The sequence below is a fragment of the Halobaculum roseum genome, from assembly GCF_019880245.1.
GTDB lineage: Archaea > Halobacteriota > Halobacteria > Halobacteriales > Haloferacaceae > Halobaculum > Halobaculum roseum.
The window spans coordinates 1180973-1196502 of the sequence record NZ_CP082286.1 but is presented as its reverse complement, the minus strand read 5'-3'; the positions used below and the strand labels follow the sequence as shown (position 1 = coordinate 1196502).

Annotated in this window: 18 protein-coding genes; 12 read left to right on the top strand and 6 right to left on the bottom strand. The window is 72.7% G+C overall.

The window, feature by feature from the left end; translation table 11 throughout:
* Positions 1–25: 25 nt before the first annotated feature.
* From K6T36_RS06025 to K6T36_RS06015, 3 genes are all read left to right on the top strand, one after another.
* A complete protein-coding gene (locus tag K6T36_RS06025; protein ID WP_222923046.1) occupies positions 26–703 on the top strand; it encodes a DUF7546 family protein in 678 nt (225 codons plus the stop codon).
* 91 nt (positions 704–794) lie between these two features.
* Positions 795–1034 carry a DUF2061 domain-containing protein gene (locus K6T36_RS06020; protein ID WP_222923045.1) on the top strand — a complete coding sequence of 80 codons (240 nt, stop codon included), beginning with the start codon at positions 795–797 and terminating at the stop codon, positions 1032–1034.
* A gap of 131 nt (positions 1035–1165) precedes the next feature.
* The gene (locus K6T36_RS06015; protein WP_222923044.1) at positions 1166–1408 is read left to right on the top strand and encodes a SelT/SelW/SelH family protein; all 243 of its coding nucleotides are present in this window, start codon (positions 1166–1168) and stop codon (positions 1406–1408) included.
* Between the two features lie 27 nt (positions 1409–1435).
* On the opposite strand, the gene K6T36_RS06010 is transcribed toward K6T36_RS06015, so the two are convergent.
* Positions 1436–2116, bottom strand: a complete 681-nt coding sequence (locus K6T36_RS06010; protein WP_222923043.1) for a class I SAM-dependent methyltransferase — start codon at positions 2114–2116, stop codon at positions 1436–1438.
* Between the two features lie 186 nt (positions 2117–2302).
* Here K6T36_RS06010 and K6T36_RS06005 point away from each other — a divergent pair, with 186 nt between their 5' ends.
* The 3 genes from K6T36_RS06005 to K6T36_RS05995 all read left to right on the top strand — a co-directional run bounded on the left by K6T36_RS06005 (position 2303) and on the right by K6T36_RS05995 (position 4451).
* On the top strand, positions 2303–2563 hold the full coding sequence (locus K6T36_RS06005; RefSeq protein WP_222923042.1) for a hypothetical protein: 261 nt from the start codon (positions 2303–2305) through the stop codon (positions 2561–2563).
* Between the two features lie 74 nt (positions 2564–2637).
* On the top strand, positions 2638–3675 hold the full coding sequence (locus tag K6T36_RS06000) for an ABC transporter ATP-binding protein (protein ID WP_222923041.1): 1038 nt from the start codon (positions 2638–2640) through the stop codon (positions 3673–3675).
* Positions 3672–4451, top strand: a complete 780-nt coding sequence (locus tag K6T36_RS05995; protein ID WP_222923040.1) for an ABC transporter permease — start codon at positions 3672–3674, stop codon at positions 4449–4451. The genes K6T36_RS06000 and K6T36_RS05995 overlap by 4 nt, the downstream gene beginning before the upstream one ends.
* Positions 4452–4468: 17 nt before the next feature.
* On the opposite strand, the gene K6T36_RS05990 is transcribed toward K6T36_RS05995, so the two are convergent.
* A complete protein-coding gene (locus K6T36_RS05990; RefSeq protein WP_222923039.1) occupies positions 4469–5356 on the bottom strand; it encodes a winged helix-turn-helix domain-containing protein in 888 nt (295 codons plus the stop codon).
* A gap of 268 nt (positions 5357–5624) precedes the next feature.
* Here K6T36_RS05990 and K6T36_RS05985 point away from each other — a divergent pair, with 268 nt between their 5' ends.
* Together K6T36_RS05985 and K6T36_RS05980 are read left to right on the top strand one after the other, a co-directional pair.
* Positions 5625–6269 (top strand): bifunctional 4-hydroxy-2-oxoglutarate aldolase/2-dehydro-3-deoxy-phosphogluconate aldolase, encoded by a 645-nt coding sequence (locus tag K6T36_RS05985; protein ID WP_222923038.1) that lies wholly within the window; start codon positions 5625–5627, stop codon positions 6267–6269.
* Between the two features lie 41 nt (positions 6270–6310).
* Complete coding sequence (locus K6T36_RS05980) at positions 6311–6682, top strand: VOC family protein (protein ID WP_222923037.1); 372 nt, start codon at positions 6311–6313, stop codon at positions 6680–6682.
* Positions 6683–6758: 76 nt separating this feature from the next.
* On the opposite strand, the gene K6T36_RS05975 is transcribed toward K6T36_RS05980, so the two are convergent.
* Positions 6759–7208, bottom strand: a complete 450-nt coding sequence (locus tag K6T36_RS05975) for a universal stress protein (RefSeq protein ID WP_222923036.1) — start codon at positions 7206–7208, stop codon at positions 6759–6761.
* A gap of 69 nt (positions 7209–7277) precedes the next feature.
* Complete coding sequence (locus K6T36_RS05970) at positions 7278–7811, bottom strand: hypothetical protein (RefSeq protein WP_222923035.1); 534 nt, start codon at positions 7809–7811, stop codon at positions 7278–7280.
* Between the two features lie 268 nt (positions 7812–8079).
* On the opposite strand from K6T36_RS05970, the gene K6T36_RS05965 reads away from it, so the two are divergent.
* The gene (locus K6T36_RS05965) at positions 8080–8991 is read left to right on the top strand and encodes a DUF4349 domain-containing protein (protein ID WP_222923034.1); all 912 of its coding nucleotides are present in this window, start codon (positions 8080–8082) and stop codon (positions 8989–8991) included.
* 39 nt (positions 8992–9030) lie between these two features.
* Here K6T36_RS05965 and K6T36_RS05960 read toward each other — a convergent pair whose 3' ends face one another.
* Positions 9031–9966, bottom strand: a complete 936-nt coding sequence (locus K6T36_RS05960; RefSeq protein WP_222923033.1) for an inositol monophosphatase family protein — start codon at positions 9964–9966, stop codon at positions 9031–9033.
* Between the two features lie 128 nt (positions 9967–10094).
* Here K6T36_RS05960 and K6T36_RS05955 point away from each other — a divergent pair, with 128 nt between their 5' ends.
* The 3 genes from K6T36_RS05955 (at position 10095) to K6T36_RS05945 (ending at position 14346) form a co-directional block, all read left to right on the top strand.
* Positions 10095–12257, top strand: a complete 2163-nt coding sequence (locus K6T36_RS05955) for an alpha/beta hydrolase family protein (RefSeq protein ID WP_222923032.1) — start codon at positions 10095–10097, stop codon at positions 12255–12257.
* 53 nt (positions 12258–12310) lie between these two features.
* Complete coding sequence (locus K6T36_RS05950; protein ID WP_222923031.1) at positions 12311–12814, top strand: macro domain-containing protein; 504 nt, start codon at positions 12311–12313, stop codon at positions 12812–12814.
* Positions 12815–12921: 107 nt separating this feature from the next.
* Positions 12922–14346, top strand: a complete 1425-nt coding sequence (locus K6T36_RS05945; protein ID WP_222923030.1) for an oxidoreductase — start codon at positions 12922–12924, stop codon at positions 14344–14346.
* Positions 14347–14414: 68 nt separating this feature from the next.
* Here K6T36_RS05945 and K6T36_RS05940 read toward each other — a convergent pair whose 3' ends face one another.
* Positions 14415–15527 carry an ABC transporter permease gene (locus K6T36_RS05940; protein WP_222923029.1) on the bottom strand — a complete coding sequence of 371 codons (1113 nt, stop codon included), beginning with the start codon at positions 15525–15527 and terminating at the stop codon, positions 14415–14417.
* Positions 15528–15530 lie beyond the last annotated feature (3 nt).

Below are 15530 nucleotides of genomic sequence, written 5' to 3'. Positions count from 1 at the left end.
CTGACTTCACGCTGACCCCACATCCATGAGCACGAACACGTCCACGTCCTCGGGTATCGTCCCGTCGGTCACCCGTCGCGACCTGTTGATCGCGGCGCTCGTCGCCAACGTCGAGCTCGCGGCCGTCGTCGGGTACTTCGCGCTCACGAACGCGACCCTCTCCTCGCCGCTGTTCACGCTGTACGGGCTGATCTGGGTGAACGTCGCGCTCGTCGTGTTCGCGCGCTACCGCCCGCCCCGTGGCGACGCCCGGAGCCGCCGCCGCGCGCTCGCGGTCGCCGGCGGCTACGCACTGCTGCTGGCGGTCTTCGGCGGCGTCCTCGGCGTAGCGCCGCCGCGGACGACGCCGGGCGTGGAACTGGCGTTGCTCCCGCCGGGGTGGGGGCCGGCGCTCGTCGTCAACGCCGGCGTCGCCGCCGCGGTGGTGATCCCCGCGAAGGTGCTCGGCTACGCCGCGCTGGCGTACCTCCTGTACGGCACCGTCGTCGACGCCGCGAGCGCGGGGGTGGCGGGCGTGCTCGGGCTGTTCTCGTGTGTCTCCTGCTCGCTGCCGATCCTCGTCGGCGCGGCCACCGCCGTCGTCGGCGGCGGGGGGTTCGTCGTCGCGGCCGTCGGGGGCATCGGCTACGGCCCCTCGACGCTCGTGTTCGTCGTCACGGTCGGCCTGCTGTGGTGGCGCCCCGAGTTCGACCTGCTCCGGTAGAGATCGCTCGTCCGTAAAATAACTTACTCCGGTTACTTTCCGGTGGGATGCAAGCGCTAGTGGTTATATTCCGGCGGTGCGTGGTCCGCACATGGCGCGTCTCTCGCTCCCGCGGTCGCCGCTCCAGCACAGGCGGCGAGCGATCGTCAAGACGCTGTGCTACCGGGCGGTGATGGTCACGATCACGGTCGTCGTCGCGTGGGCGGTCGTCGGCGACGTGAGCGACGCGGTGAACATCGGCGTCGTCGCGAACGTCGTGAAGACGGCGACGTACTACGTCTACGAACGGCTGTGGGACCGGATCTCCTGGGGCGTCGTCGAGGCTGCGTGACCGGCGCCCGCGCCATCGCCGCCGGGCGAATGGGTTCGGATCGGCGTCCGGCCCGGGAACGGTCACTGGGTGGGGCCGCGGACGGCCGACTGCGTCGGACTTACCTCGCGGGCGTCCCTACGGGGAGAGGTATGACGCAAGTCGAGATCGAATACTGCGTACCGTGCGGGATGCTGGAGCGCGCACAGGACGTACAGGCGGCGATCCTCGAGGAGTTCGGGCTGGACGTCGAGGCGGTGTCGCTGGTCACCGGCGACGGCGGGATCTTCGAGGTGCGCGCCGACGGCGAGGTGGTGTTCGACAAGGAGTCCGACGAGTTCGATGTCGACGCCATCGTCGACGCCGTCGGGAGTCGCGTCGGCGCGACAGCCTGAGTCGGCCGCGAGGGACCGATCTCGGGGTCAGTCGGCTCGGAGCCGCGCGAACAGGTGCGTCCACGACCCGCCGTCGTCGTCGGCGACGGTGTCGCCGAGGACTCGCTCGTCGGTCACGCGGAACCCGGCCTCCCGGAGCTGCGCGCGGGTCGTGTCGAGCCCCGGGAACGACCACGTCATCGTCGCCCCCGAGCCGAGCCAGTCGGGGTTCGCGCCCGCCCACCCGTCCTCGTCGGTCGCGGCCGTGAGGTAGAGCCGGCCGCCGGGCCGGAGCACCCGGGCGAACTCCCCGAACACGGCCGGGTGCTCGGACACCGGCACGTGGATCACGGAGTGAAGCGCCGTCGCCGCGTCCGCGACGTTCGACGCGACCGGGAGCCTGGTGAGATCCCCACGGACGAGGGCGGCGTCGGTCCGCTCGCGGGCGAGATCGAGCATCGACGCAGAGAGGTCGACGCCGACGCCCTCCACGCCGGCGGGAAGACGGTTCAACACCGGCGTCCCCTGCCCGCACCCGGCGTCGAGGAGCCGGTCGCCCGCCGAGAGGTCGGCGAGGAACGACTCGACGAGCGGACGCTCCGGGGCCTCGGTGCCGTCGCCGTCGTCGCCGCGCTCGTCGCGATACGCCGCCGCCATCGCGTCGTAGCCGTCGCGTACCGTCGTCCGCTGGGCGTGCGGGTCCGGCGGCGGTGAGGGCTCGTCGGTCATACCGACCCGCTCGGCGGGCACGCCCAAGAACGTGTTCCGACAGTGCTACTCGATGCCACGCCGCCGACGGGACGACGATCGGGGCCTCCGGCGGCCGGTCGTCGGCTCGGCGGCGATCGGCCCCGGTATTGAAGTCGATACGTTCGGCGACGGAATTATATCCGGAGCACCGACAACCGAGCGGGTATGACGGGGGGACCGATCGAGCCGTGGGCGTCGGCGTCGACGCCGAGGGACGCCGTCCACGACGCGCTCGCGGGCGAACTCGGCGGGTTCCTCGCGCTCGGGGCGACCCTCTCGCCGGTCGGGGTGCTCCGGGCGTGCCACGAGTGGCTCGTCGCGCTCGGGGTCGACCCGGCGAGCGCGGCCGCGGTCGTCGTCATCGTCGCGCTCGCGCGCTGGGCCGTCGGCGTTTCGCTGTTCGCGACACGCACGGTCGAGTGGTAGCCCCCGAACCGCGAACCCGATCTCACGGGGACGCCTTCGGCACCCTTACTTCCGCGAGGCTCGGACCCGACGTCATGAACGACGCGACGGTCGTCCGCGCCGTCGACGCGCGCAAGTCCTACGACGGGACGGTCGCGCTCGACGGCGTCTCGCTCGACGTACACGAGGGCGAGGTGTTCGGGCTCATCGGCCCGAACGGCGCGGGGAAGACGACGCTCGTGCGCGCGCTCACGGGCACCGCGAGCGCCGAGGGAACGCTCGAACTGTTCGGCGACCCCGCCGGCGACTCCGACCGCTCGCGCGTCGGCCTGCTCCCGCAGGAGTTCGGCCCGCCCGAGCGGCTCACCGCCCGCGAGCTCGTCGCCTACTACGCCGGCCTGTACGACGAGTCCCGACCCGTCGGCGACGTGCTCGACGACGTGGGACTCGCGGACGACGCCGACGCCGACACCTGGTACGAGAACCTCTCCGGTGGACAGAAACGCCGCGCGTGCGTCGCCACGGCGCTGGTGAACGACCCGGACGTGCTGTTCCTCGACGAGCCGACGACCGGCATCGACCCGGCCGGCCGGCGCGCGCTGTGGGGGCTCATCGAGTCGCTCGCCGACGGCGGCGTCACCGTGTTCCTGACGAGCCACTCCATGGAGGAGGTCGAGCGGCTCGCCGACCGCGTCGGCCTGCTTCGCGACGGGGAACTCGTCGCCGTCGGCACGCCCGCGGAGCTGGTGGCCGACCACGGCGGGCCCGCGCGCCTCGTCGTCGCCGGACCCGTGGTCGAGGCGGGCGCGGAGCCGCTTCGGGAGGTCGGCTTCACGGTCGAGGTCGGCGCCGACGAGCTCGTCCTCGGCGACGTGTCGCCCGCCGACCTGGCTGACGCGGTGGCCGCGCTCGCCGAGGCCGGGGTCGGCTACGAGTCGCTCACGTGGACCGAGCCGACGCTGGAGGACGTGTACCTCCGGCTGACCGGCGAGGAGTTCGAGGGGGCGGCCACGCCCGGAGCCAGCGCGGTCGAGGGGACGGGCGCCGACGACGCGGCCGCCGCGGGAGAGGAGGCAGCGGGCGGCGCCGCCGGCGACGCCGACCCGGCAGCGACCGCGGAGGCCGACCGATGAGCCTCGTCGGGCGCGTCCGCGCGGAGACGCTGGCGGCGACGCGGTCGTTCCTCCGCCGCCGGACGGCGGTGTTCTTCACGTTCTTCTTCCCGCTGTTGCTCGTGCTCATCTTCGGCGTCCTCGTGCGCACCCAGCCGGGCGGGGGCGGGCTGTTCTCCCGGCCGGACGCCTACTACCTGCCGGGGTATCTCGCGACCGTCGTCCTGTTCACGCCGCTGTCGCGGGTCGGCTCGGAGATCGCCCGCCACCGCGACGGTCACCGCTTCGAGAAGCTGGCGACGACGCCGTTGACGCGCGCCGAGTGGCTGCTGGCGCACACGCTCGTCAACGTCGGCGTCATCGGCGCCGCCTCGCTGCTCGTGTTCGGACTGGTCGTCCTCGTGACCGGCGCGGAGATCCCGCTTTCGGTGGACCTGCTCCTGCTCGTCCCGTTCGTCGTCGTCGGGGTCGTGCTGTTCTGCGGCGTCGGGGCGATGCTCGGGCGGGTATCGGACACGCAGGACGGCGTCATCGCCGCCTCGAACTCGGTGGCGTTGCCGCTGCTGTTCCTCTCGGACACGTTCGTCTCCCCCGAGTTGCTTCCGGAGTGGTTCCTCCCGGTCGTGAACCTCTCGCCGCTCACGTACTTCTCCCGGGGTGTCCGCGCGGTGACGTTCGCGGTGCCCGACGGCGCCGGACTGTCGAGACTGGGGGCGACGGCGAACCTCGCGATCCTCGCCGCGCTGGCCCTCGTCGCGTTCGCCGTCGGCGCGGTCGCGGTGCCGCGCGGGGAGTAGTCGATCCAGGCTCTCGGTCACGATCCGACCGACTCGATCGTCCGCGCCTCGACGATCCGCGCGTCGCCGTCGACCACGATAGAGAGGTGGTCGCCGTCGTACGCGAAGTGGCCGCGGACTCGGATCGGGTCGGAGTCGACCGAGTCGACGGCCCAGTCGATCCGGTCGGTCCACAGGTACTCCGACCAGATGTCGACCCCGCGGGCCGCGAAGAACGCCTGCACCGGCTCCTCGATGCGCAGCGCGGCCGCGAGATTCGCGTAGACGAACCACGAACACGCCTCGCAGACGACGTGGACGAGCGCGTCGTCGTCGATCATCCCGGTCTCCTCCCAGTGGTCGGCCTCGAACCGGAGGTCGGATACGGCGGTCCCGCCGCAGTACGGGCAGATGCCACGGAGCATGGAGCCGTAGTCGCGGAGGGCCCGCTCGTGCATCGCGTCGAGCAGCGACTCCGGATCCGCGGGGTCGACGTGTCGCGCGTCGACCGGGTAGCGGAACTGGATCTCGCCGCAGTCCGCACAGCCGACGTGCCCCCGGCCCTCCTCGTACCACGCCCTGCGGTCGCCGCCGCAGGTCCGGCACTCACCCGGGACGTCGAACGGTTCGACGGCGACGCCGCCCTCCGACTGATGGGCGATGACGGCCTGATACGCCCGGATCCCCGCGAGCGTCAGGCTGTACCCGGTTTCGGTCTCCTCGACGAACTCGCCGAGCAACTGCTTGAGATGGTAGGTAAACTTCCCGCTGTCCTCGACGCCAGTCCGCTCCCGCAGGTCGGTGAACGCGAGCGACGCGTACCCGTCCTCGCCGCTGGCGTCGCCGAGCGCCGTGATGATACGCAACCTGATCTCGTCGGACAACAGCTCGAACGTGCGGCGCGACGGGTGCTCGTCTCGACTCACGCTCCGACGAGTTCCCCGAGGGATAAAGGAATTGTCGTGAGGACAGGACCTGCATCCGACGCGGCGACGGCCGGTCGACCGACTCGGCGAGGGCGATGGGTCGCGTCCGACTACCCGACAGGCACGCTTCTCTCGGTTCCCGGGCGCTCGGCCAGTTCGACCTCGACGGCAGGCTCGCCGACCTCGCCCTCGCGGCGGACGGTCACCTCGTTCGGGGCTCGGTCCCGCAACCCCCGGCTTTATTCTCCGCCGCGAAGTTCACTCGCGTATGAGTTCCACGGACGCGTTCACAACGATGCGGGAGTCGGGGGTCGTCGCGGTGCTGCGCGGCGCGGAGCCGGAAACCGTCGTCGACACCGCCGAGGCGCTCGTCGCCGGCGGCGTCACCGCCCTGGAGGTCACCGCCGACACCGCCGGCGCGACCGACATGATCGCCACGCTCTCGGCGGAACTGGGCGACGACGCGCTCGTCGGCGCGGGCACCGTCCTCGACAGCGAGACCGCCCGCGCGGCCGTCGCCGCCGGCGCGGAGTTCGTCGTCTCCCCCTCCTTCGACGAGGGCGTCGTCGAGACGTGCAACCGCTACGGCGTGTTGTGCGCGCCGGGCGTGATGACGCCGACGGAGGCCGTCGAGGCGTCCGAGGCCGGCGCCGAGATGGTGAAGGTGTTCCCCGCCAAGACCGTCGGCCCCGACCACGTCGCCGCGATGAAGGGCCCGCTCGGGCAGCTGGAGATCATGCCCACCGGCGGCGTCTCCGCCGACAACGCCGGCGAGTACATCGAGGCGGGCGCCGTCTGCGTCGGCGCCGGGTCCGCGCTCGTCGACCGCGACCTCGTCGACGCCGGCGACTTCGACGCCATCACCGAGCGCGCCGAGCGGTTCCGCGCGGTGATCGAGGACGCCCGCGAGTAGACGGCGAAGGCTATTCGTCGCCGCCGGCCGTCGGGGCGGTCATGGGCGCCCCCGACGGCATCGTCTTCGTTCGGACCGCGAACCGCGAGCGCGTCGTCGACTGGTACCGCGAGGTCGTCGACGCGGACGTGTGGCTCGAACAGCCGGGCTGTACGATCCTCGAACGCGGCGGCTTCCGGTTCGGGTTCTGCGACGCCGGCGGCGACGCGGACGCCGCGACCGAGACAGAGGGTATCCTCACGTTCGTCTATCCGGACCGCGACGGCGTCGACCGGATGCACGACCGCGTCGGCGACGCCGCCCGCGAGGAGCCGCACGTGAACGAGCGCTACGACATCTACCAGTTCTTCGCCGACGACCCGGACGGCCGCACGGTGGAGTTCCAGACGTTCCTCCACGACCTGCCCGAGTGAGTCGACGGACGGCGACGTGTCCTTCCCCGGTGGGGGATCCGATCGGGATCCGTTCGGGATCCCCTCGTGAGCCCGTTCACCCGCCGACGCGCTCCCGGACCGTCGTGACCGGGACGGGCGACCGGCGGACCAGCGCGCGGGCCACGTCGCCGATGAGGAACTCCGCGAACGGCGACCGACCGTGCGCGCCGACGACGATCAGGTCCGCGCCGTACTCCTCGGCGACCGCGATAGTCATCTCGGAGACGCGGCCGACGGCGACGGCCGTCTCGATCGACGCGCCGTACTCCTCGGCGACCGCCTCGGCGTCCGCGAACAGGTCGGCGGCGTGCCCGCGGCGCTCGGTGAGCCAGTCCTCCCACTGTCCCGGGTGGTCGCCCCATCCGGCGGACGCCGTCTCGTCGGTGTGTTCGTCGACGACGTAGAGGACGGTGAGGGTGCTCGACGGGAACTCGGCGCAGGCGTATCGCAGCGCGTGGTCCGCCAGCGGCGACCCGTCGTACGGGATCAGGACGTGCTCGGGCATGGCCGGCGCTACGGCGGCCGCGGCCTAACTCGCCGCGACCGTTCCCATCCGGCCGGAAGCCGGTCGCGGTCACCCCTCGGCGCGCTCGCGGTGGACCGACTCCCCGTCGATCCAGTAGACGTACGTCTGGGTGAACCAGTCGGCGTGGAGGACCGTCGAGGTGGCGGTTGCGGTGCCGTCGCCGGCCGACTCGCCGCCGGTGTTCGAGTAGGCGGTGCAGGTGACGACCGCGCGCCAGGCGTCGCCCCGGCGATCGACGGCGTCGAGTTCGCACTCGGCGGACACCTCGCTCGTCTCGTCGTACCAGAGGCTGTTGTACACGAACCGGTACTCGTAGGTCCGGGCGAACGAGCCGACCGAGGACTCGTTCAGCGTCGGCGGGCGCTCGGGACGTTCCTTCGGTCCGTCGGGCCAGTCGATCGACGTTCCCGGGAGTTCGGTGTGCTCGCCGTCCGCGCCGGCGGTCGCCGAACCGCCCGGTTCGGTTCCCGGGGAGGTCGCGGCGTGACCGTCGGTTCGGCCGCCGGGCGCGCCGAGACAGCCGGCGGTCACCAACAGCAGCGCGATGCCACACGCCCGGAGGGGAGGGCCGCGGGGACGCATCGGGTCGACGATCCGGAGTGTCCGTCAAGTGTCTTCTGTCGGTGGCACGCAGCCGGATCCGGTCGGCGGTCACCTCGATCCCGGACGAGTAGCGGACGATCGGCTCCCCGGACGGGGGCTCGAAGTCGTCGGCCTCGAACAGGGCGTCGAGCCACCGCACCGACAGCAGGCGTCGCTGTATGAGGGCCGTAGGCGCGGCGTACGGAAGGGTCAAACGGCCCTTTGAGCGTACCGAACGGGTATGGGCCCCGCCGCGGTAGGGTGTCGCATGCGACGTGGCTCACTCGCGACGGTCTGTTGTGTCCTCCTCGTCGTCCTCGCGGGCTGTTCGGGCGCCGGCGGGGGCGCCGACGCCGGCGGCGACGGGGCGACGGGCGCGGAGATGCAGGCGGACGCGACCGCCGCCCCCCAGGCGACGCCGGGACCGGAGGGTGACGACGCCGCCGGCGGCGACGGCGCCGGCGCGAACGTGAACGCGCAGGTATCCGAGCGCCAACTGATCTACGAGGCGACCGTGCAGCTCCGGGTGGACGACTACGACGCCGCCCGCGCGGACCTGACGGCGATGGCCCGCGAGCGGGGCGGCTACGTCGGGAGCTCGCGGACGCAGGTCCGCGGCGAGGGCAACGAGACGTGGACGACCGGGCAGCTCGTGCTCCGCGTTCCCTCGGACAACTACTCGGCCGCGATGGAGGCGATCAACGGGACCGGCGAGGTCCGCTCGGTCGAGCAGTCCACGCGGGACGTGACCGAACAGATCGTCGACCTGGAGGCGCGCCTGGAGAGTCTCCGCGCGGAGCGCGACCGTCTCCGCGAGCTGTACGACCGGGCGAACGACACCGAGGACGTGCTCGCGGTCCAGCGCGAGCTCTCGGACGTGCAAACGGAGATCGAGCGCACCCAGGCGCGACTCCAGAGCCTCGAACGGCGCGTCGCCTACTCGACGATCACCGTCGAACTCCACGAGCCGCGGCCGGACTACGAGCCGCCGGAGCGAACCGCGTGGCACGAGACACCGCTGACCGAGGCGTTCCTGGAGTCCGTCAACGGCGTGATCGTCCTCGCGCGCGGCGGGGTCGTGCTCGCGGCGTACGCGCTGCCGTACCTACTCGTGCTCGCGGTGCCCGTGGTCGGGGTCGCGCTCGGGTATCGGAGCGCCCGCGGCCGGTTCGGCGACTGACGCCGTCGACCCGGGGTCCGCCCGATCGCGGGATCGTTCTCACTCGTCGAGCGACTCCCGAACTGCCTCCGGCAGCGCCTCCACCAGCGCCGTGAGGGTCTCCTCGTCGCCCGCGGCGACGTAGTAGCCGTCCACCGATGTCGAGACGACGCCGGCCTCGCTCGCGAGCAACTCGCCCGCCTCCTGTTCGAACGGGTCGGGATACGCGCAGACGATCCCGGCGATGCTCCCGCGGGCGAGCAGTCCCCAGTCGACGCAGGGCGACCACGTCTCAAGCACCCGCTTGCACTGCCCGGAGAGCGCGCGTCGGACGGCCTCGGCCTCCGCGCGCAGATCCCCGTCGCGGAGGGCCGGCAGTCCGACGACGAACGAGACGGTCGAGCGATCGAGGGGTCGGTCACGCGGCGTCGCCGTCACCTCCTCCCCGTTGACGGTCGCGCCCGCGCCGCGGACGGCGACGTAGCAGTCGTCGACCAGCGGCTCGTAGATCGCGGCGACGAGCGTCTCGTCGTCGGCCCGCGCCGCGACGGCGCTCGCGATCGACGGGTAGTCGATCGCGTAGTTGTTCGTCCCGTCGAGCGGGTCGACGACCCACTCGACGCGACCGTCGCCCGAGCGACCGGACTCCTCGCCGTGGAGCGAGTGCGTCGGGAACTCCTCGCGGATCCGCTCGAAGACCAGCTCCTCGGCGGCCTCGTCCGCCTCCGCCTTCACGTCGTCCGTGTGGTACTCGCCGACGGTGCCGCCGTCGCGGAAGCGCTCGGCGAGGTAGTCGCCGGCCGCGCGCACCGCCGCCTCCGCCGTCTCCGCGAGCGCGTCAGGCGTCGGCACGCCGGCGGCGTCCCAGACGTTCGCGGCATCTCGGCCGCCCGCCGCGTCCCGGTCGTCCGCGTCCGTCCGGCGGTCCGCGGCGTCCCGGCCGTCGGCGGCGCCGCGGTCGTCCTCGCGTCCGGTGCCGTCGTCCTCCTCGGTCATTGTCGACGATGGGTCGCTTCGGCGTTTCAACGCCTCGGTTCCCGTGGGCGATCCCGGCCGCGACGACGGATGCGGCCGCGACGACCGGATGACGAAGCTATTTCCGCCGCCCCACGGCACCAGGGTGCATGACGGAACTCCCGCTTTCCGCCTTCTACGACCTGACGCAGGTCGGCGAGGTCGCGGTCTCGCCGACGGGCGACCGGGTCGCCTTCACGACAACCGAGTACGACGCCGACGCCGACGAACCGGTCGGCTCGCTGTTCGTCGCGCCCGCCGACGGCTCCCGCGAGCCGCACCGGCTCACCCGCGTGTCGGGCGCCTCCGCCCCCGGGTGGTCGCCCGACGGCGACCGGCTGGCCTTCCTCGCCGCCCGCGACGAGGACGCCGAGCGCCGGGTCGGCCGCGACGACGGGAACGACGAGGACGGGGGCGACGAGAGCGACGACGACGCCTCGGCCGCCGGCGGGAACGGCGACGAGGAGCCGACCCAGCAAGTGTGGGCGTTCGACCTCGCGCTCGGCGGCGACGCGACCCAGATCACCGACTTCGAGGAGGGCGCCGAGGAGTTCGACTGGGGGCCCGACGGGGAGCGGCTCGTCGTCGCCGCGCGCGACCCGACGGACGCCGAGAAAGCCTATCTCGACGGGCGCAAGGAGGGCGAGCCGATCGAAACCGAGCGCCTCCAGCACAAGCTCGACGGCGTCGGCTACACCGACACCGTCCGAACCTACCTCCACGTCGTCGACGCCGACACGGGCGAGGCCGAGCGCCTCGACGACGCCCACGGCGGCGGCGCCTACCAGGAACTGTCGGGCCTCCAGCCCGACTGGGGCGCGACCGACCGCATCGCGTTCACCTCCTGTCGCGAGGACGACCCCGACGACACGCTCGTTCGCGACGTGTTCACGATCGCGCCCGACGGCACCGGGCTCCGGAAGCTCACTGACGGCGACCTCTCGGCGAACGCGCCCGCCTGGTCGCCCGACGGCGACCGCCTCGCGTTCCTCGGCGGCGACCCCGTGAACTGGTGCATCCCGACGCAGGTGTACCTGTACGAGGACGGCGAGTACGCGTCATTGACGGCGGATCTGGACCGGACGGTCGCCCGGGGCGGCGCGCCGGTCTGGGCCGACGACGGGACGCTGTACTGCCTGTTCGGCGACGAGGCCCGAACGCGGCTGATGCGCGTCGACGCCGAGCCCATCGCCGGCGACGCAGCGGCCGGCGACGCCGACGGCGGCCGCGCCGCCGAGCGCGTCTTCGAGGCGCAGGGCGACGGCCGCGCGATGGCCGGCTTCGACCTCTCGGCGGACGGCGAGCGCGCCGGCCTCGTCTTCTCGCACCCGAGCGACGGACAGGACGTGTACGCCCTCGATTCCGCCGACCTCGACGCCGACGAGGAGGACGAAGCCGAGTCGCTGACGCGGCTCTCCGAGGTCAACGCCGACCTCGTCGACGAGTACGCGATGCCCGAGTCGAGGCGGATCGAGTGGGACAGCGACGGCGAGGCCATCTCGGGGATCGTGTATCACGACCCCGACGTTGACCTCTCGGACGGCGATCACCCGCTCGTCGTCGCCATCCACGGCGGCCCGATCAGCTACGACGAGCCCGTGTTCAGCTTCGACCACGCGGCCCTGACGAGTCGCGGCTACGTCGTCCTCCGGCCGAACTACCGCGGCGGCTCCTCCTACGGCCGGGAGTTCGCCGAGGCGCTGCGCGGCCAGTGGGGCACCCACGAGGTGACCGACATCGCCAACGGCGTCGCCGACGTGATCGAGCGCGGCTGGGCCGACGAGGACCGGGTGTTCGGCTACGGCTTCTCCTACGGCGGCATCGCGCAGGGGTTCCTCGTCACGCAGGAGCCGGACCTCTTCACCGCCGCCGCGCCCGAGCACGGCATCTACGACCTGCGCTCGGCGTACGGCACCGACGACTCGCACGTCTGGATGGAGAACGAGTACGGCCTCCCGTGGGAGAACCCGGAGGGCATCGACGCGTCGTCGTCGATAACCGATATCGGCAACGTCGACACGCCCCTCCTGGTCACCGCCGGGCAGGAGGACTGGCGGTGCCCCCCGAGCCAGAGCGAGCAGCTGTACGTCGCCGCGAGGAAGCAGGGCGTCGACGCGCGTTTGGTCCTCTACGAGGACGAGCACCACGACATCGGCACGCCCGACCGCGCGATCCACCGGCTGGAGGAGCTGACCGCGTGGTACGCACGCCACGATCCCGCCGTCGACGACCCCGACGCGGACGACCCGCACGGGCGCGAGAACGGGGAGTAGTCGGGGCGTCGCCGTCGGACAGTTCTTTGCCGTTCGACGCGGATCGGACGCACATGGACTTCGAGGTGATTCAGGGCGACATCGCCGACCAGTCCGCCGACGCGCTGGTGAACGCCGCCGGCACGAGCCTCCGGATGGGCAGCGGCGTCGCCGGCGCGCTCCGCCGCACGGGGGGCGAGGAGCTGAACCGGGCCGCGATGGCGAAGGGACCCGTCGACCTGGGCGCCGTCGCCGTCACCGACGCGTTCGCGCTCGACGCCGACTACGTGATCCACGCGGCCGCGATGCCCCACTACGGCGACGGGAAGGCGACCGCCGAGAGCGTCCGCGACGCCACCCGCAACGCCCTCGCGGCCGCCGACGAGCGCGGCTGTGAGTCGCTGGTGATCCCGGCGCTCGGCTGCGGCGTCGCGGGGTTCGACCTCCGGGAGGGCGTCCGCCTCATCGCCGAGGAGATCCGCGCGTTCGACCCCGATTCGCTGCGGGACGTGCGGTTCATCGCGTACTCGGACGAGGAAGTCGAGACGGTGCGCGAGGCGGTCGGCGCCGACGGCTGACGCCGTCGCCCGCGCGGTCGAGTCGCTGTGGCGTCGTCGTCCGACGGTGTCGCCGCGACGACCGATCGCGTGAACGTTCCCGTTCCTGGCGGTTCGACCGAGCGTTCATGCTCCCGGAGCGCCAGCATTCGTCCGTGCCGGCGCTCACCGAACCGCTCGATGTCGGGGGCGTTACGCTCCCGAACCGGCTCTACCGCGCGCCGCTGCTCGAACACGCGGGCAACGGGCCGGACGCGGTCGAGGCGCTGATCGACGACCTGGAACCGGCCGCAGAGGCAGGGGCCGGGCTCGTCTGCCAGGGCGCCACCATCGTCCGCGAGGAAGGCGGCTGTGCCGCGCCGGGGATGACCCGCGTCCACGACCCGGACTTCGTCGCCGACCTCGAACGCCTCACCGACGCGATCCACGATCACGGCGGCCGGATCGCGATCCAGCTCGAACACGGCGGCCTGCGCTCGATGGAGACGTGGCACCACGGCTTCCGCGAGCGCAACCCGGACCTCGAACAGCTCGCCGTCTCCCGCCCGCCACGCCCCCTCCGCCTGCTCGACCGCCTCGGCTTCCTCCACTACGACGCGCGCGTCCTCACGACCGACGAATGTCACGAACTGGCCGCGGACTTCGGTCGCTCGGCCGCGGCCGCCGTCGACGCCGGCTACGACCTGATCCACCTCGCGGGCGCGAACATGGGCATCATCCACCAGTTCGCCTCGCCCTTTTACAACCGTCGCGACGACGAGTTCGGCGATCCCGCGCGCTTCTTCGAGACGGTGATCGCGGAGATCCGCGACCGCGCCGGCGACGTGCCCGTCATGACGAAGGTGCCCGCCGAGACCGGAGCGCCGCCGGGGATCGCCCCGACGCTGTCGGCCGACGACTGCGTCCGCCTGTGCGATCGGCTCGCCGACGCCGGCTACGACGCGCTCGTGCCCGTCAACGGCTCGGTGTTCTGGGACATGAGCGTGATCCGGGGCGCGTTCCCCGGTCGCTCGTGGCGCGACGAGCGCTTCCGCGAGGGGTACGTCGACGCGTTCGGGTCGCGCCCGCGTGCGGCGCTCGTCGCCGCCGCCAACTGGGCCGAGTCGCTGGTCTATTCGCGGGAACCGGCGTGGAACGCCGATCTCTGCCGCCGGGTCCGCGAGCGCGTCGACGTGCCGGTCCTCTGTGAGGGCGGGATCAGACGCCGGGAGACGATCGACCGACTGCTCGGCGATGCCTGCGACGCGGTCGGCATGGCCCGCCCGTTCTACGCGGAGCCCGGGTTGCCGGCGCGGCTGCTCCGCGAGGACGCGGCGGCGGACGGCGTCGCGGTCGCCTGCGAGGACTGCAACAACTGCGTCGTCCCGCAGGCGACCGGCGAGCCGGGGGTGTGCCGGACGCCGGCCGTGCTGCGGCGGGTCGGCGAGCGCCGGCGCGACGGCGAGTACGAGCCTGCCGGCGGTGCCGACGGCGGGGAGATCGACCGCGGGACCATCGACAGCGAGAGCGTCGACGGCGGGAGTGTCGGCGACGGGACCGACGCGGACGCCTGAGTCAGGACGAGAGCAACCAGTTACGCCGGGCGTCCGTGGCGACGTGCTCGCCTTCGGTCGGGTCACCTTCAGTCGGGCCCGCGGAGCGTCGAGGAGCCACGGTCGAGCGCGTCCCGCGCGGCGTCGCCCGCGACGCTCGCTGCCACGGTCGTGAGGACGAGCGCGACCGCCGGTGCCGCGGAGATCCACCACGTCAACGGGAAGAACTGGTCGAGCCCGCGGGCGGCGATCGCCCCCCAGGAGAGCAGGTCGAGGTCGGTGAGCTTCATGTACGCCAGCGCCGCCTCGACGAGGATGAGCGACGGCGCGCGGGCGAACGCGGCGACGACGACCGAGTCGGCGACGTTCGGGAGCACGTACCGCCGCAGTAGTCCCAGGCGGCCGGCCCCGGCGACCCGGCCCGCCTCGACGAACGACGACTCCGTGACGCGGATGGTCTCGCTGCGCACGAGCCGCGCGATGCTCCCCCAGCCCAGCAGCCCGAACGCGAGCACGAGCAGCCACAGGTGCCGGCCGTATACGTACGCGAGCAGGACGTAGACGACGAACGCCGGGACGGTCTCCTGCACGTCGACGTACCGCATCAGCACGTCGTCGACCCACCCGCGGGCGGTGCCGGCGGCGACGCCGACGGCGGTTCCGAGCGGGACGATGAGCGCGGCCGCGACGACGGCGACCTCCAGGCTGACCCGCGCACCGCGGACCAGCAACACGAGCACGTCGCGGCCGAACGGGTCGGTGCCAAGGGGGTGTGCGAGCGTCCCGTGGCATCGGTTCCCCACGACCGGCCCGAGACAGTCCGCGGCGACGAACGCGTCGACGGTGAACCCGACCGGGGGGAGGTAGGCGCGCGACGCGTCGCCGAGCGGCTCCGAGACGACGACCGGACCGAGGACGCCAACGGCGGCGAACACCGCGAGGTACGCGGCGGCGACCCCGGCGCCGGTTCGCTCGGCGAACGCCGCGCGGTACCGCTCCCGTCGGGCCGGGTCGCGCGCGAACGGCAGGACGACGAGTCGGACGACGCCCACCGACGCGAGCAGGAACAGCCAGTCGGTCGGCGACTGCTCGCCCGGGAGGCCGCCGCCGACGAGGTCGACCGCCGCCGCGGCCGCGAGGACGGCGCCGGCGAGAAGCGCGAGCGCGGTGTCGCGACGGCGGACGCCCTCAGTGTCACGCATCGA

What these genes read in the sequence shown, in the direction of transcription:
- K6T36_RS05945 (WP_222923030.1), top strand. Translation starts at nt 12,922, where the DNA reads ATGCTCCCGGAGCGCCAGCATTCGTCCGTGCCGGCGCTCACCGAACCG.
- K6T36_RS06025 (WP_222923046.1), top strand. Translation starts at nt 26, where the DNA reads ATGAGCACGAACACGTCCACGTCCTCGGGTATCGTCCCGTCGGTCACC.
- K6T36_RS06020 (WP_222923045.1), top strand. Translation starts at nt 795, where the DNA reads ATGGCGCGTCTCTCGCTCCCGCGGTCGCCGCTCCAGCACAGGCGGCGA.
- K6T36_RS05980 (WP_222923037.1), top strand. Translation starts at nt 6,311, where the DNA reads ATGGGCGCCCCCGACGGCATCGTCTTCGTTCGGACCGCGAACCGCGAG.
- K6T36_RS05975 (WP_222923036.1), bottom strand. Translation starts at nt 7,208, where the DNA reads ATGCCCGAGCACGTCCTGATCCCGTACGACGGGTCGCCGCTGGCGGAC.
- K6T36_RS05950 (WP_222923031.1), top strand. Translation starts at nt 12,311, where the DNA reads ATGGACTTCGAGGTGATTCAGGGCGACATCGCCGACCAGTCCGCCGAC.
- K6T36_RS05985 (WP_222923038.1), top strand. Translation starts at nt 5,625, where the DNA reads ATGAGTTCCACGGACGCGTTCACAACGATGCGGGAGTCGGGGGTCGTC.
- K6T36_RS06005 (WP_222923042.1), top strand. Translation starts at nt 2,303, where the DNA reads ATGACGGGGGGACCGATCGAGCCGTGGGCGTCGGCGTCGACGCCGAGG.
- K6T36_RS05960 (WP_222923033.1), bottom strand. Translation starts at nt 9,966, where the DNA reads ATGACCGAGGAGGACGACGGCACCGGACGCGAGGACGACCGCGGCGCC.
- K6T36_RS06000 (WP_222923041.1), top strand. Translation starts at nt 2,638, where the DNA reads ATGAACGACGCGACGGTCGTCCGCGCCGTCGACGCGCGCAAGTCCTAC.
- K6T36_RS05995 (WP_222923040.1), top strand. Translation starts at nt 3,672, where the DNA reads ATGAGCCTCGTCGGGCGCGTCCGCGCGGAGACGCTGGCGGCGACGCGG.
- K6T36_RS05965 (WP_222923034.1), top strand. Translation starts at nt 8,080, where the DNA reads ATGCGACGTGGCTCACTCGCGACGGTCTGTTGTGTCCTCCTCGTCGTC.
- K6T36_RS05940 (WP_222923029.1), bottom strand. Translation starts at nt 15,527, where the DNA reads ATGCGTGACACTGAGGGCGTCCGCCGTCGCGACACCGCGCTCGCGCTT.
- K6T36_RS05970 (WP_222923035.1), bottom strand. Translation starts at nt 7,811, where the DNA reads ATGCGTCCCCGCGGCCCTCCCCTCCGGGCGTGTGGCATCGCGCTGCTG.
- K6T36_RS05955 (WP_222923032.1), top strand. Translation starts at nt 10,095, where the DNA reads ATGACGGAACTCCCGCTTTCCGCCTTCTACGACCTGACGCAGGTCGGC.
- K6T36_RS06015 (WP_222923044.1), top strand. Translation starts at nt 1,166, where the DNA reads ATGACGCAAGTCGAGATCGAATACTGCGTACCGTGCGGGATGCTGGAG.
- K6T36_RS06010 (WP_222923043.1), bottom strand. Translation starts at nt 2,116, where the DNA reads ATGACCGACGAGCCCTCACCGCCGCCGGACCCGCACGCCCAGCGGACG.